We start from the raw sequence: 14,193 nt of genomic DNA, 5'->3' as shown, positions 1-14,193 counted from the left end.
GGCCGCGGGAGCCGCGGCCCTTCGCCTCACGAGGGCGGTACGTCAGAGCGTGCCGGTCGTCGACTCCCCGGACGCGCTGCCCGCGAGCCACTCGTCCCAGCTCAGGTTGAACGAGGCGTAGCCGTTGTCGGCCGGGGCCTTGGCCCGGGGCGAGCCGGTGATGGTGATCGGGTCGCCCTGCTTGACCTGGCCGTAGAACCACTTGGCGTCCGACATGGACAGGTGGACGCAGCCGTGCGAGCCGCGGGCGCTGCCGCTGCCCGGGTTCGGGTCACCGGTCGAGTAGTGCACGTACGTCCCGGACTGAGTGAGGTGGACGTCCCAGGGAAGCGTCAGGTCGTAGTAGTTCGGGCTGCCCTTGTCGCAGCTGATGCCGACGCTGCAGGAGGTCATGTGGACCTTCTTCTGCTTGTCGATGACGGCCATGGTGCCGTTCCACGTCGGGTACTGGGCGCTGCCGGCGTTGATCGAAAGGGTGCGCACGGCCTGGCCGTTGCGGGTCACCTTCATGGTGTGGCCGGTCACCGAGACGGCCGCGCGCACGTCGTCGCCGATCTTGAACGTGTGCGTGTATCCGTGCACGCCGTAGCGCCCGTTGCCGTTGCTGACGTCCTTCAGCTGGGCGTCGATCTTCACCGTCGTACCGGTGGGCCAGTACGTCTTCGGGCGCCAGTCGGCCCGCCGGTCGCCGAACCAGTGCCAGGCGCCCGCCACCGGCTGCGAGGCGCTGACCTTCATGTGCTTCTCGACATCGGCCCGGGCCTTGGCCGCGACCGGGTTGGTGAAGATCACCGATATCGGCATGGCCACGCCGACCGTGGTTCCCGTCTGCGGGGTTATCGTCTCCAGCAGCATCGGCGGGCCCTTGGGCTTCGTCGGAGACGGCGAGGCGCTCGCGCTCGGCTTCCCCGTCGGCTTCGCGTCGTCCCCGCTCGCCTTGTCACTGCCGCCGCCGCAGGCACTCGTACCCACCAGCACCGCGACCGTGACCAGTGCGATCCCTATGCCGCCCTTGCGCCCTCGCACGCCCTGCCCCACTCTCTTGCTTGCTCTCCAGCTCGGATGAACCCTGCTTACGGTCAGAGTGCACCACCATGGATGGCAGTTTCCTGAAGCGCGTAAAGCATGCGTCAAATATCGGACTGCGTCGGCCGGGGGCGACCGGTCACGGTGCCGCGTTCCCGGGTTTCCACCCCCACGCGGTGAGCATGCCGGCCGACAGCGCGGCGCACGCGTCCGAATCCAGATAGCGGACCGCCTCGTCGACGGCCGCGTCGTCGACCAGGCCGGTGGCCAGCATCGCCGCCCGGCTCCGCTCCCAGGTGTCCGCCCAGAAGCGGCTGATGGGGCTGCCGGGCAGCAGGGGCGGCACATGGACCTCGGCACCGACGGCCGCGAGCCCGGCCCCGCGCAGCAGCCGCGGATAGGACAGTGCCGAGGTGGCGTCGGTTCCGATCGTGTCCCGCAGCCCCTGCCACATCGCCCGCATCGCCGCGGTGTACGGCGTGGCGGGCGTACGGTCGCTCGTCAGGTCCACCGCGTCACTGATCACCAGCACCCCGCCGGGCGCGACGCGTTCGGCCAGTGCGGTGATCAGTCGTGCGCGCTCGGGCAGATGCATCAGCACGAAGCGCGCGTGGACCAGCCGGAAGGTTCCCTGCACGAAGCCCGGATCGGTGACGTCGGCCTCCAGCACGTCGAGCCGGGGCGTGGGCCGCTCGCTGACGAAACGTACGTCCCGGTCCACGGCGAGCACGCTCGCGGCACCGGCTTCGTCCAGCAGCCGGCGCGCGATCGTGCCCGTGCCCGCCCCCACCTCCAGACAGCGCCACCCCGGCCCGACGCCCAGCGCCCGCAGCCGCGCCCAGGTGATGTCGTCGTAGGCGAGAGCGCCGTAGTCGATGCGTTCGCCCTCGCCCGCCTGCTCGGGGCGGAAGACGGATTCGCCGTAGCGGCCGCCGTCCGCCGTTTCCCTCGGTCGCATCGCCGGCCCCGCTCAGACGCTTCCGCCGCCACCCGTACCGATGAGGCGGCCGACGAAGTCGACGGTGGCGCCGCCGAATTCGAAGAGGCCGCTGCCGACCGTGGCGGCAACCGGGGCGGTGCCGGCGGGAGTCGGTGTGGTCTCCCGTGCGACGGACGGGCGGGACGCGGCTGCGGCGGCCGGGCCGACCGTGGTCACGACGGCCGTGACGGCGACGACGGCAGCGGCCGCGGCCCGGGCCAGGGGCTTGAGGTCCATGGTCAGTTCTCCTCGGAGAGGCACCGGAACGAAGGGCTCTGTGAGGATAGATTGCGTTTTCACCGCATTCCCGGCAACGCGCCCGCACGATCGCATGCGGGCGGGCTCCGCTCAGGCGCCGGTCTCCGCGGCGGGCGGTGCGGGGAGTTCGTCCAGGAAGTCCGCGGTGGGGACGTGGAAGAGGGAGCCCGTGAGCGGGGTGGAGAAGTCCAGGATCCGGTCGTGCGCGGCATCCTGCGTCCCCAGGAACATCTGCTCCAGCATCGCCTCGGTGACCGCCGGCGTGCGGGCGTAGCCGATGAAGTAGGTGCCGAACTCGCCCGTGCCCACGGTGCCGAAGGGCATGTTGTCGCGCAGGATCTGACGCTCCGTGCCGTCGGGCCCGGTGATGCTGGTGAGCGCGACGTGCGAGTCGGCCGGCTTGACCTTGTCGTCGAGCTCGATGTCGTTCAGCTTCTCCCGGCCGATCACACGCTCCTGCGCCTCGACCGGGAGCGCGTTCCACGCCGCGAGGTCGTGGACGTACTTCTGCACGATGACGTAGCTGCCGCCGGCGAAGTCCGGGTCCTCGTCCCCGATCAGCACGGCGGCGCCCGCGGGGGCGCCGACGGGATTCTCGGTGCCGTCGACGAAGCCGAGCAGATCGCGCTTGTCGAAGTACTGGAAGCCGTGCACCTCGTCGCGCACGGTCACCGCCGCACCGAGCCGGGCCATGATCTCCGTGGCGAGCGCGAAGCACAGGTCCAGGCGTGCGGCGCGGATGTGGAAGAGCAGGTCGCCGGGGGTCGACACGGCACGGTGCACCGGCCCGTTCAGCTCGCGGAAGGGGTGCAGCTCCGCCGGGCGGGGACCGGTGAACAGCCGGTCCCATGCCTGTGAGCCGATGCCGGTGACACAGCTGAGCCGCCCTTCGGGCTCGGCACGGAAGCCCACCGCCCGCTGCAGGGAGCTCAGGTCCGACAGCACGTCCCGGGCGACCGCCTCCCCACCGGGGTCGACGGTGACGACGAGGAAGATCGACGCGCTGGTGAGAGGGGACAGGACCGGCTGCGGCGCCGGTACCGACACGTCTTCGGCCATGTGTTCCGCCCTTCCCGGCCATCGGCCGCGCTCGATGCCGACTCTAGGTTGCGGAGCCCACCACCGCAGCCCGATTCGCGGCGCCCCTCCACCCCTCCGCCCGAGAAATCGTTGGCGGACTCTGGACCGCGGCACTTGTTCACGCTCGCGTGGAGCGGCCGGCGCCGGGCGCGGGCGAGCTCGTCCGGGCGGACAAGGACGGCTGCCGCCCGGCCGCTCCCGGGCGACCGCCCGTCCACGTGCCGGGGTTCCCGGTCACCGCCGTCGACTGCAACGGCGCCGGTGACGCCCATGTCGGCGCGTTCCTCGCCCTCCTCGGCCAGGGCCACGCCCCCTGGACGGCCACGCGCGGCGCCAACGCGGCGGCGGGCTGCGCGGTGACACGACGGGGACCCGCCACCGCTCCCGACCGCGGGGACCGACCGCGTTCCTGGCCCAGGACCCCCTCGCGGCGAAGATCTCCGGTTCCCGGCTCCGTCGAGCCCGGACAGGCGCGCGAGCGGCGGCGGACGACCGAGGTGCCGCGGCGCATGCGACGGCATTCCGTGGCCGTTACAGGGACCCGCCGTTCGCGGGGCCTCGGGCCGGTGAGATGATCACGAGGTGGGGGTGGAGGTGCTCGTTCGGCGCCGGACGCGTCGACCCGACACGCCGTGAACAACCGGCGTCCCTGATCAGCGAGTCGACCTTCCGCTCGCTCGGAAGGAAAGTAGAGTGTCCGCCTTTCAGCGCATCCTGGTCGCCGTCGGTCCCAGCCCCGCCCGCCACTCGGCCGTCCGGCTGGCGGGCGAGCTGGCGCGGCTGACGGGCGCCGAGGTCCGCGTCGTCCACGTCGTCCCCTCGTCCGCCTCCGTCGCCGCGATCGTCCCGCTCGAGGACCCCGCCGAGGCCCAGGCCGTTCTCGACGGCGCTCTGACGGCCCTGCGCGACAAGGGAGTCAGGGCCGAGGGCACCCTGGCGAGGGGGCTCACCACCCAGGTGGCGGCCGCCGTCTCCGACACGGCCGAGGAGTTCGGCGCCGACCTCGTCGTCCTCAGCCCGCATCACCGGGGCGCGATCGAGGCCCTGTTCCAGCCCCGTGTCAGCGACGCCGTCGCGCACCGCACGGGCGCGGCGGTGCTGCTGGCCCCCGAGGACGGCGAAGAGGCCTGACCGGGTCGGCAGCCCTGGTGGCCGCCGCGAAGGGCCCGCCCGGATCCACGGGCGGGCCCGGCACGGCCGGCTCGCCCGTGCCGGGTCACCCCTTCAGGAGACGTGACCCGGCACGACGTGGCCCGCGGCGACAGTGGACTAAATTCCGGGGACCGTGTCCTCGAAGGTGGTGCCCGCGGAGCGGTAGGCGCTGATCCTGGCCGAGACCTGGGCCGGGGTCAGGACCTGGTCCTTGACGTGGAGGACGTAGTCGATCTTTTCGTCGTAGGAGCGGGCCGTGGTGCTGGTCTGGCCGGCGAGGTCGATCAGCCACTGGTTGAAGTTGATCGACATGGGCCGCTCGGGCAGGTAGGCGGCCTCGTGCGTGCCGAAGAGCTGCCCGTCGATGTAGTACTTGATGGAGCTGTTGTCGATCGTCAGCAGCAGATCGTGCCAGCCGGCGTAGCTCTGCCGGGACTCCGTGTGCTGGTTGACCGCCTGCCAGGGGTCCGGGTTGTACGTCTCCCAGGACGTCGTGTAGAGGATGTTCGAGGGCTCACCCCAGCCGCCGTTGGGCAGGTACTCGAAGTCGTATTCCGAGTAGTCGTCGGCCATCGGCGCCGTGAGGTCGTTGATGGTGAAGAACGTCTCGACGAGGTGGTCTCCGTCGGGCCCGGACACCGGCGCGTCGGAGAAGTTGACACGCGCGGCGTAGGTGCCGTTCTTGAACTTCATCGCCTTGGTCACCACTTCGGTCTGCTTGGTGCTCTCCGCGGTGCCCGCGGTCGAAGTCCGCAGGTTCATCACGGAGTTGCCGCCCGTGCTGGTGAAGGTGACGTTCTCCGGTGACCAGGTGGCGCCCGGCACGCCGGGCCCGCCCGAGTTGGAGCGGACGTTCCAGCCGTGCGCCGAGATCTTCGGGTCGCCGGAGTTCGCGTAGTCGAAGTCGTCGAACAGGATCTGGCCGCCGGCCGGGGGGTCGGTGGGCGGGTCGGTCGGCGGGTCCGTCGGGTCGTTGCCCTCGGGAGCCACGCCCCACACGGTGCTGCCCGCCACCTGGGCCGTGACCTTCGACCAGTCCGCGTACGACGTCCGGGAGGCCCCGAAGGAGTAGTCGTCGCTCTGCTTGAGGGGCTGCCAGTCGGAGCGGTAGAACCGCAGTTGCATGTCCCCGGTGTCGGCGCCGGGCGCGAGCGCGCCCGCCCCCGCGGTGAATCCGATGTCCAGGTAACGGTCGGCGGTGGCGGTGGGGCTGGCCGGCGTGCCGAAGGTACCGGTGATGTTGGCGCATCCCTTGACCGCCCACGAGCAGGCGAAGCGGTAACTCATGCTGCTGGAGTCGGACTTGAAGTAGTAGCGCACCGTGACGGTGGAGAGCTGGACGCTCGCGGTACCGGTGTTCCTGACCTTGATCCAGGGCTCGGCCTGGTCCGCCGTCGCGCCGGTGGCGCTGGTGCGGTACTGGACGGTCACGGGCTCACCGGCCGCCCCGGCCGTGCCGGTCAGCGCGGCGAGACCGCCGGTGGCGGTGGCCATCGCCACGGCCGCGGCCGCGGCGACGCGCCATCTGCTGGGAGGGGTGTGGGGGTTCATCCCTGTTCCTTCCTTTCCTTCTGGAGGGGTCGGACGTTCGGGGGTGGTGCCGCTCAGGGGTGGCGGCCGACCCCGAGGGCGTCGAGCCGCGCGGTGTGCCCCCGCAGGCGGGCGGTGAAGTCGGCCCACGTGCTGGGGCCGCTCCAGCCGCCGTCGGCCAGCGCGCACAGACGGGGATAGGTGAGGTACTCGATGCGCTCGGGTGTGGCCGCGTACTCGGTCCACAACTGGGCCTGGGTGCCCAGGACATGAGCGGCGGCCCGCGGGGAGGCGCCCTCGGGCACGGGGTCGTGGCCGTGCACGTCCCGCAGGCTCACGACGCCTCCCGGCTGGCCCGCCGGTTCGCCGGCCGCGCCACTCTGCGGGTAGTCGAAGTAGGTGGCGCGGTGATACGAGTTGATCACCTCGTGGCCGCGCTCGGCGGCGGCGAGGGCGTGTGCGGGGTCGCGCCACGCCATCACCGTGAATCCGTCCGGAAGTTCGGTGCCGGTCTCGGCCCAGCCGACGGGCCGCCGCCCGTTGCGGACCAGGAAAGCGCCGACCTGGCCGAGGAACCATCGGTGCAGCTGTGCGGTGCCGGCCAGCCCCGTTTCCCGCAGACGCGCCGCGGCAGCCGGATGCCGGGTCCATTCGGTCAGGGGGCATTCGTCCCCGCCGAGGTGGACGTAGGGCGAGGGGAAGACGTCCATGACGTCCTCCAGCACGGTGCGGCAGAAGTCGAACACCTCGTCGTGCAGCCCGAGGATGGTGTCGCACACGCCCCACCTGGTCCAGACGTCGAGGACGCGGCCGGGGTGGTTGCCCAGGTGCGGGTAGGCGGCCAGCGCGGCTCGCGAGTGGCCGGGCATCTCGATCTCGGGCAGGACGGTGATACCGCGCTCGGCGGCGTAACTCACCAGCCGGGCGAGGTCGGTTCGGGTGTAGGCACCGCCGTGCGGCACACCGTCGTGGATGTCGCCGCTCGGGCCGACCATCGACCGGGGGCGACGGCCTCCGATCTCGGTGAGCTTGGGGAGGGCGGCGACGGGCATGCGCCAGCCCTGGTCGTCCGTCAGATGCAGATGGAAGACATTGATCTTGTGCAGCGCGAGGAGGTCGACATAGCGCAGCAGATACCGCAGGGGCTGGAAGTGGCGGGCCACGTCGAGCATGGCTCCGCGCCAGGGCCGGTGCGGCACGTCCGTGATCTCGGCGCAGGGCAGCGACCAGGTCACGCCGCGCTGCGGTGCCGTCAGCAGGGCGGCCGGCGGCAGGAGTTGGCGGACGGTCTGCACGCCGCGCAGCAGCCCGGCGACCTCCCGGGCCCGGAGCAGGACGGAGTCGCGGCCGATGGTCAGCCCGTATCCCTCGCCGCCCAGTCCGGTCAGGTCGGAGTCGACGGCGAGGGCGAGGGCTCCGTCGGCGGCCGGCTTCAGCGGCAGCCCGGTCGCGGCCGCCAGGGTGGTACGCAGCAGGTCGGCCGCCGGCCCGGCGCCCTCCCCCACCCGCAGGCAGGTCTCGGCGGTGAGGGTGAAGTGGCCCGTCGTGAAGCGGGACCTGGTGGGCCTGGGCACCAGAGTGGTGTGCGGCGGGGAGGTCATCACAGCTGTCTCCGAAGGTCGGGTGCGCGAGCGAGGGGAGGGAGAACTGACCAGTGAGCCAACTGGACAGGTGACCTGTCACTGGTCGATGAAGGTGGCATAGACCAATTGAGGCGTCAACCCCCGGCGTCCGCACCGAATTTGGCGATGATCGCCATCAGGCCGCCTCGCGGGTGTCGAAGCACCCGCTACACTCCGTCTGACCAGTGAGCCTTAGTGGTAAAGGGATGCGGAGACTGGTCAGGTAAAGTTCGCGTACGGCGGAGGGGCGGGAGCGGGCATCATGACGGCTGGCGAGTCGGGAGCGGTCCTCAAGCGGGAACGCGTACGGGACCACATCCTTCAGCTCATCGAGTCACTGAGCCCCGGCGACGCCATCCCCTCCGAGCGCTCCCTCTGCGCCGCCCTACAGGTCTCCCGGCCCACCCTGCGGGCCGCGGTCGACGAACTCGTCGCGGCGGGACTGCTCGTACGCGAACACGGCCGCGGCATGTTCGTCGCACCCGAGAAGATCACCCAGGAACTCGTCTCCGACTCCCGCGGCATGGCCCTTCCGCAGGCGTCCGGCACCTGGTCGAGCCGCCTGCTGGAGTTCACCACCATCGCGGCCGGGGCCCGGGTGGGCCGCAAGCTGAACCTCTCCCCCGCCGCCGACATCGTCTACGCGGCCCGCCTGCGCCTCGTCGACGGCGCCCCGATGGCCATCGAACACCTGCACATCCGGGCGGACTTGGCACCCGCGCTCACCGCGCGCGAGCTGGAGACGGGCGACCTGTACGAGCACCTGCGCGAGCGGCACCGGGTCCGGGTCAGCGACGCGGTGCAGACGATCGAACCCACCGTCGTCAGCCAGGCCGAGGCCAGGCTCCTGGAGGTGCCGCACCTCTCCCCCGCCCTGCTCTTCGAGCGCCTCACGAACGACGCGGACGGCCGGCCCGTGGAGTACGTCCACTCCGTCTACCGGGGTGACCGCTACCGCATCGTCTCCCGCCTCACCCTGACCTCGGCGTCCGCCGACGGGCCGGCCGCCGCGGGCCTGGTCCCGGGCATGGCGCCGGGGACCGTCACCCAGTGGGAGGCGACACCCCGGTGACGCTGGGCGAGGGGCGCGGGTCTCAGCGCGCCCCGGGCAGCCCGTCGACCATCAGGCCGAGGGTGAAGTCGAAGCGGTCGTGGGTGGTGCCCGCGGTGAGCTCGGCGGCGTAGCGCTTGGTGTGGGGGAAGGTGTCGGGCAGCGCGGCGAAACGGCGCAGGAGCTCGTCGCGGCTGACGACCCAGCCGTCGCCCCGGCCGAGCCGGCGGTTCACCAGGGAGACCTCGAGGCTGTAGGCGTTGACGTAGAGCATCAGCGAGTCGATGGCCCAGGCGGCGACCTGCGGGGCGACGCCTCCGGCGAGCAGGATGGCGAGCATTCCCTCGCTGACGCGCAGGGTGTCCCGGTTGGAGGGGGCGGCGGCGAAGGCGGCCCGGGAGATGCCCGGGTAGCGCAGATACTGGTCGCGCAGCCCGGTACAGACGCCGATGATCTGCTCACGCCAGCGGGCGGGGTCCGGTTCGGGCAGCTCGATCCCGGCGCACAGCCGGCCGATGAGCAGCTCGTCGAGATCCTCCTTGTTGACCACGTGGGCGTAGAGCGACGACGGACCCGTCTCCAGCGCGGTGGCCACGCGCCGCATGGTCAGCGCTTCGTACCCCTCCGTCTCCACGATGCCGAACGCGGTGGCGATGATGGCGTCGACCGTGATCGGCTTCTTGCGCCCGGCGGACGGCCCACGCCGGGCCGCGCCCGTGTCCGTGCCGAGCTGATGGCGGGCCGCGCGCCGTTCCTGCGGAGTCGGTGACATACGCGCAGTCTAGCGAATCCACGAACAGTGTTCCACGTCACTACGAACGCTGTTCGCATTGTTCCGAATGGCGATCTGATGTAGAACGGTGTTCGTGTCTACTGACCAGCGCATATCTCAAGCGCCCACCATCACCCCGCTGCCGTTGCGCACCGCGTGGCTCGTCCTGGCCGTCGTGGTCCTGGCCGACATCATGGATCTGATCGACTCCAGCATCGCCAACCTCGCCGGCCCGTCCATCCGCGCCGACCTCGACGGGGGCCAGGTCACGGTGCAGTGGGTGCTGAGCGCCTACACCGCGGCCTTCGCCCTCGGACTGGTCACCTCGGGACGCCTCGGCGACCTGCTCGGCCGCCGACGGCTGTTCCTGCTCGGCATGACCGGGTTCAGCCTCGCCTCACTGGCCTGCGGTCTCGCCCCCGACGTGGTCGTCCTGATCGTCGCCCGCACCCTCCAGGGACTGTGCGGATCGGTCATGATCCCGCAGGGCCTGGCCCTGGTGAAGGTCGTGTTCCCGCCCCAGCACCTGCGCAAGGCGCTCACGCCGGTCGGTCCGCTCATGGGCCTGACCATGGTGGGCGGGCCGATCCTGGCCGGCTGGCTGCTGCACCTGAACCTGTTCGGCAGCCAGTGGCGCTCCATCTTCCTGATCAACGTCCCGCTCGGTGCGATCGCCCTCCTGCTCGGCCGGCGCGTCCTGCCCCGCCACGGCGGAGAGGACCGCTCCGCCCGCCTCGACCTCACCGGCGTCGGCCTGCTCACCGCGGCCTCCGCGCTGCTGATCGTCCCCCTCATCCAGGGACGCGAACTCGGCTGGCCCGCCTGGACCTACGGGATGCTGGCCGCCGCGGTGGCCCTGCTCGCCCTGTTCGTCGCGTCCCAGCGGCGCAGCGCCCACCCGGTCATCACGCCGACGCTGTTCCGCAAGCGCAGCTTCGTCGTCGGCCTGGTGATCGTGGCCGGGTTCTACGCGTCACTCAGCGCGTTCGTCCTCGTCGTCAACCTGCTGCTGCAGCAGGGCCTGCACTGGACGCCGCTGCACACGGGCCTCACGCTCATTCCCTGGGCCCTCGGCACCGCCGTCGCCGTCCTGCTCGCGGGCGCGGTGCTCGCCGAGAAGCTGGGCCGGACCGGCCTGCATCTGGGGCTGTCCATCGCCGTCGTCGGCCTGCTGGCCCTGTGGTGGTCCCTCGCCCACTGGGAGGCCGACGTCACCCTCTGGAAGCTGGCGCCGTCGCTGCTGCTCACCGGATTCGGCTCCGGCCTCGTGTTCGTCCCGCTCGTCGACTTCATCATCGGCGACGCGACCACGGAGGAGGTCGGCACCGGAGCGGGCCTGCTGAACGCGGTCCAGCAGTTCGCCGGCGCGATCGGCGTCGCCGCGCTCGGCACGGTGTTCTTCGCCGCCGTCGGACACCCGTCCACCCACTCCTGGTTCACCGCCGCGGAGTTGGTGCTCGGCATCGCCGCCGCCCTGAACCTGCTGACCTTCGGACTGGTGGGCCTGCTGCCCACGCACGCCCAGCAGGCGCACGGCTAGCCGAACGGCCGGCCGGCCGTCGCGGCTGTTGCCTGCGCCTCTCCCGGGCGCGGAGTGTCACATTCGCCGCCTCGGACTCCTCCCATACGACGACAACCACAGGAGAGGGGAACGCACGTGAAGCTCGTCGTATTCGGGGCGAACGGAGCGACCGGCCGGCAGGTCACCGCGCAGGCCGTCGCCGAAGGACACACGGTCACCGCCGTCACACGACACCCGGAGGACTTCCCGCTGAGCCACCCGCTGCTGCGGGTGACCGGTGCGGACGTACTCGACCCGGCCGCCGTGGAAGGCTGCGTGGCCGGGCAGGAGGCGGTGATCTCGGCGCTCGGGGTCCCGTTCGGCCGTCAACCGGTCACCGTGTACTCGCAGGGCCTCACCCACATCACGCAGGCCATGACGAAGCACGGCGTCCGGCGCCTGGTCTGCGTGACCTCGACCGTGCTCTTCGGCGTACCGGCGCCCGGCGAGACCTATTTCTTCCGGAAGGTGCTCGAACCCCTCATCGCACGCACCGTCGGACGCACCGTGTACGACGACATGCGGCGCATGGAGCGGATCGTCCAGGACAGCGAGCACGCGTGGACGGTCGTCCGGCCCGCCGGCCTGTTCGACGCGGAAGCCGTCAGCGGCTACACGGTCGCCACCTCGCGCCTGCCCGGCCGGTTCACCTCCCGCGCCGATCTGGCGGACGCGCTGCTGCGGGAGGCGACCGGCGACGCTCACCTACGGGCCTTCGTCGACGTCCGCACCTCGCAAGGCGTTCCGAGCCTCCTCGACGTCATCCGGAAGGAGGCCTTCGGCAGCAGGAAGTGACTCCCGGTCAGGGGCCGTGGCCCCGCCGGGTCTCACCTCGCCGTCACTCGACGCGATGCGGGCCGCGGCGTCGTACGCCGGGCACCGTCGGCACGATGCCCTGCGAGGCCGGCGGACGGTCAGCTGCTGGGCATCAGCACGCTGTCGATGATGTACACGTTCGCGTTGGCGGTCTTGACGTTGCCGCAGACGACCTTGGCGGACTTGTTGACGGTGTAGGACTCGCCGGAGCCGGACGTGGTGAGCTTCGACTTCTCCAGGGTGTCGAAGGAGCCGTTCTCCAGGTCCTTGGGCGCGAGCTTCTGGCCGACGACGTGGTAGGTGAGGATCTTCGTCAGCTGGGCCTTGTCGTTGAGGACCTTGTCGAGCGTGGCCTTCGGGATCTTGGCGAAGGCGTCGTTGGTCGGCGCGAACACCGTGATGTTCTGGGCGTTGTTGAGGGTGTCGACCAGCCCGGCCTTCTTCACCGCCGTCACCAGGGTGGACAGGGCCGGGTTGTTGGACGCGGCCGTGGCGACCGGGTCCTTGGCCATCCCGTCGAAGGAACCGGCACCGCTGGTGGGCACGGACGAACAGGCCGGACCGAACGGCTCGTCCATCGGCGACGCGCTGCTGCCCATGCCGTCGTCCGCCGCGGTGGAGGAGGACGTGGACGCCTTCGAGGAGGTGTCGGACTTGGCGGAGTCGCTGCTGTTGTCGCTGCAGGCGCTCAGCGCGAGCGGAAGCACGGCCGCGGCGGCCAGAACGACGGCGGTACGGCGCGTGCGGATGCGGGGGTTCATCGTCTTCTCCTATGGGTTGTCGCAGCGCGAGCTGCTCTTGTACGAGGTCGGGGACGGTGCTGGGGGGCGGTCGGCGGTCACGGCCACGCGGTGGCGGCCGCTCGCGCCGTCGGGGACGCTCCGGGCGCGTCGCACGGTCCGCACCCGGCCGGTGCGGTCCGTGACGCGGACGGTGCGGGCGTGGCCGGCGGGACCGCCGCGGGCGCCGGGAGCACGGGGCCTCGGCGCTGCCCCTCCGGCCCGCGGACGTCCCACGTGGACGGCGTCCGCGGCAGGAGGCGACCGGCGGGGGACCCCGGGGTGGATGCCGCGGCCGCCCCCACGGCGCCGAACAGCAGAAAACCCGCCGCACCGACGTTCGGGAATCGCGGCGCGGCCATGACCGGCGCCGTCACGAAAAGCGTGAGTACGACGAGGACGGCGACGGCGAGGACGGCGATCTGGAGCTTCCATGTGCCGTTCCCGCCGACATTCCCGATCGCCCGGTCCTTCACCTCGGGCGGCGTGCGATCCATCGCCGCACCACCGGCCGTGATGTCGGCACCGGCCTGCGGACGGACCGCCGCCGACTTGAGTCCGGCGACCGCGAGTACGACGCATCCGCGCAGGACACCGCAGTGCGCGCCCCATAGAGGGCGGGCCGGGCTGCGGCGTCCTCGCGGTTGCTTCTCGTCGTCGGTCACGTGGGGAATCCGATTCCGAAAGGCCCCCGGATTGGTCGGCCGCCTGATCGGATGAATCTTTTTCCCGGACCAATCCGCACCCGCATCGGCTACGGATCATCGACTATTGGGGTTATTCACCGCGGGCCGATTCCGGGCAGGCGAATTGCCGCATCGCTCCGCAGGGGAGAGAAATTCGTACGGTCAGGCGGGGAAGCTCATCAGTGCGACCGGAGCCGTCGTGGGACTCTTCGAGCCGCCCGCCGGTTCCACGGTCACACCCATGCCTGACGCACCGTCGACGGCACCGCGCAGCAGGACGGCCTGGTCGCTGCGGCCGGGGTCCATGAGGCCGGCGGACCGCATGGTGCCCCGGTCGTCGAACCACAGTTGGTAGACCTTGCCGCCGGGGGGATGTGCCATCCCGGAGACGGCGAACACGGCCCTGTCCTGGCTCTCGGAGACGACGACGGTGCCGGTGGCGCCGCCGGCCAGTTCGGCGGCCCGGGTGCGGGCGTCCGGGGCGGCCAGCACGGCGGCGATCTCGTCCGTGCCCTGTTCGGCCCGGTGCGCCCGGCTCAGGGCGTCCTCGGCGCGCTGGTGCTGCCACACGGCCGTGCCGCCCAGGGAGGCAGCCGCCGCCAGGCAAGCGGCCAGCGCCCACCGGGACAGCGTCCGCCCACGCAGCCCCGTGTGCCCGGAGCGGATCGGCACCGGCACGCCGGGAGCCTCCTGCCGGACGGTCGTGATCCGGTGCAGCACCTGCTCGCGCAGTGCCGGACGCGGTGGGACGGAGACGGCGAGCGCGAGGCGGGCCGCGGTCGCGCACAGTTCGGCGGTTTCCTGGGCGCACGCCTCGCAGGTCGCGAGGTGGCGTTCGAAGGCGGCGCACTCCTCGTCGGACAGGGCGTGCAGGGCGTAGG

Annotated in this window: 15 protein-coding genes; 5 read left to right on the top strand and 10 right to left on the bottom strand. The window is 71.5% G+C overall.

Annotated features, from left to right (window positions below):
• Nucleotides 1-42: 42 nt before the first annotated feature.
• From ACIRPX_RS41580 to ACIRPX_RS41565, 4 genes are all read right to left on the bottom strand, one after another.
• Complete coding sequence (locus ACIRPX_RS41580) at nt 43-1,026, bottom strand: Ig-like domain-containing protein (protein WP_404205296.1); 984 nt, start codon at nt 1,024-1,026, stop codon at nt 43-45.
• Between the two features lie 139 nt (nt 1,027-1,165).
• Nucleotides 1,166-1,984 carry a class I SAM-dependent methyltransferase gene (locus tag ACIRPX_RS41575; RefSeq protein ID WP_404205295.1) on the bottom strand — a complete coding sequence of 273 codons (819 nt, stop codon included), beginning with the start codon at nt 1,982-1,984 and terminating at the stop codon, nt 1,166-1,168.
• A 12-nt stretch (nt 1,985-1,996) separates the two neighbouring features.
• On the bottom strand, nt 1,997-2,242 hold the full coding sequence (locus ACIRPX_RS41570; protein WP_404205293.1) for a hypothetical protein: 246 nt from the start codon (nt 2,240-2,242) through the stop codon (nt 1,997-1,999).
• Nucleotides 2,243-2,353: 111 nt separating this feature from the next.
• Nucleotides 2,354-3,322: a Dyp-type peroxidase gene (locus tag ACIRPX_RS41565; RefSeq protein WP_404205291.1), complete on the bottom strand. Its 969-nt coding sequence runs from the start codon at nt 3,320-3,322 to the stop codon at nt 2,354-2,356.
• Nucleotides 3,323-3,471: 149 nt separating this feature from the next.
• Here ACIRPX_RS41565 and ACIRPX_RS41560 point away from each other — a divergent pair, with 149 nt between their 5' ends.
• Together ACIRPX_RS41560 and ACIRPX_RS41555 are read left to right on the top strand one after the other, a co-directional pair.
• A complete protein-coding gene (locus ACIRPX_RS41560) occupies nt 3,472-3,918 on the top strand; it encodes a PfkB family carbohydrate kinase (RefSeq protein ID WP_404205289.1) in 447 nt (148 codons plus the stop codon).
• Nucleotides 3,919-4,036: 118 nt separating this feature from the next.
• Complete coding sequence (locus tag ACIRPX_RS41555; RefSeq protein WP_404205287.1) at nt 4,037-4,474, top strand: universal stress protein; 438 nt, start codon at nt 4,037-4,039, stop codon at nt 4,472-4,474.
• A 138-nt stretch (nt 4,475-4,612) separates the two neighbouring features.
• On the opposite strand, the gene ACIRPX_RS41550 is transcribed toward ACIRPX_RS41555, so the two are convergent.
• Both ACIRPX_RS41550 and ACIRPX_RS41545 read right to left on the bottom strand, forming a co-directional pair.
• The gene (locus tag ACIRPX_RS41550; protein WP_404205285.1) at nt 4,613-6,046 is read right to left on the bottom strand and encodes a cellulose binding domain-containing protein; all 1,434 of its coding nucleotides are present in this window, start codon (nt 6,044-6,046) and stop codon (nt 4,613-4,615) included.
• 53 nt (nt 6,047-6,099) lie between these two features.
• Nucleotides 6,100-7,626, bottom strand: a complete 1,527-nt coding sequence (locus ACIRPX_RS41545) for a beta-N-acetylhexosaminidase (RefSeq protein WP_404205283.1) — start codon at nt 7,624-7,626, stop codon at nt 6,100-6,102.
• A gap of 283 nt (nt 7,627-7,909) precedes the next feature.
• Here ACIRPX_RS41545 and ACIRPX_RS41540 point away from each other — a divergent pair, with 283 nt between their 5' ends.
• Nucleotides 7,910-8,719 carry a GntR family transcriptional regulator gene (locus ACIRPX_RS41540; protein WP_404205280.1) on the top strand — a complete coding sequence of 270 codons (810 nt, stop codon included), beginning with the start codon at nt 7,910-7,912 and terminating at the stop codon, nt 8,717-8,719.
• A 22-nt stretch (nt 8,720-8,741) separates the two neighbouring features.
• On the opposite strand, the gene ACIRPX_RS41535 is transcribed toward ACIRPX_RS41540, so the two are convergent.
• The gene (locus ACIRPX_RS41535; RefSeq protein WP_404205278.1) at nt 8,742-9,470 is read right to left on the bottom strand and encodes a TetR/AcrR family transcriptional regulator; all 729 of its coding nucleotides are present in this window, start codon (nt 9,468-9,470) and stop codon (nt 8,742-8,744) included.
• 94 nt (nt 9,471-9,564) lie between these two features.
• Here ACIRPX_RS41535 and ACIRPX_RS41530 point away from each other — a divergent pair, with 94 nt between their 5' ends.
• Together ACIRPX_RS41530 and ACIRPX_RS41525 are read left to right on the top strand one after the other, a co-directional pair.
• Nucleotides 9,565-11,010 (top strand): MFS transporter, encoded by a 1,446-nt coding sequence (locus ACIRPX_RS41530; RefSeq protein WP_404205276.1) that lies wholly within the window; start codon nt 9,565-9,567, stop codon nt 11,008-11,010.
• A 117-nt stretch (nt 11,011-11,127) separates the two neighbouring features.
• A complete protein-coding gene (locus ACIRPX_RS41525; RefSeq protein WP_404205274.1) occupies nt 11,128-11,826 on the top strand; it encodes an NAD(P)-dependent oxidoreductase in 699 nt (232 codons plus the stop codon).
• A 119-nt stretch (nt 11,827-11,945) separates the two neighbouring features.
• Here the strand turns inward: ACIRPX_RS41525 and ACIRPX_RS41520 are convergent, their stop codons facing one another.
• From ACIRPX_RS41520 to ACIRPX_RS41510, 3 genes are all read right to left on the bottom strand, one after another.
• A complete protein-coding gene (locus tag ACIRPX_RS41520; protein ID WP_404205272.1) occupies nt 11,946-12,608 on the bottom strand; it encodes a fasciclin domain-containing protein in 663 nt (220 codons plus the stop codon).
• A gap of 77 nt (nt 12,609-12,685) precedes the next feature.
• A complete protein-coding gene (locus tag ACIRPX_RS41515) occupies nt 12,686-13,291 on the bottom strand; it encodes a hypothetical protein (protein WP_404205270.1) in 606 nt (201 codons plus the stop codon).
• Nucleotides 13,292-13,474: 183 nt separating this feature from the next.
• Nucleotides 13,475-14,193 (bottom strand): anti-sigma factor domain-containing protein (locus tag ACIRPX_RS41510; RefSeq protein ID WP_404205267.1); only part of this gene is annotated, 719 nt, incomplete at its 5' end.

The sequence above is a fragment of the Streptomyces sp. NPDC101225 genome (genome assembly GCF_044767585.1).
In the GTDB taxonomy this organism is placed as follows: domain Bacteria; phylum Actinomycetota; class Actinomycetes; order Streptomycetales; family Streptomycetaceae; genus Streptomyces.
The sequence above is the reverse complement of the archived record's forward strand: the minus strand, read 5'-3'. Positions and strand labels throughout refer to the sequence as shown.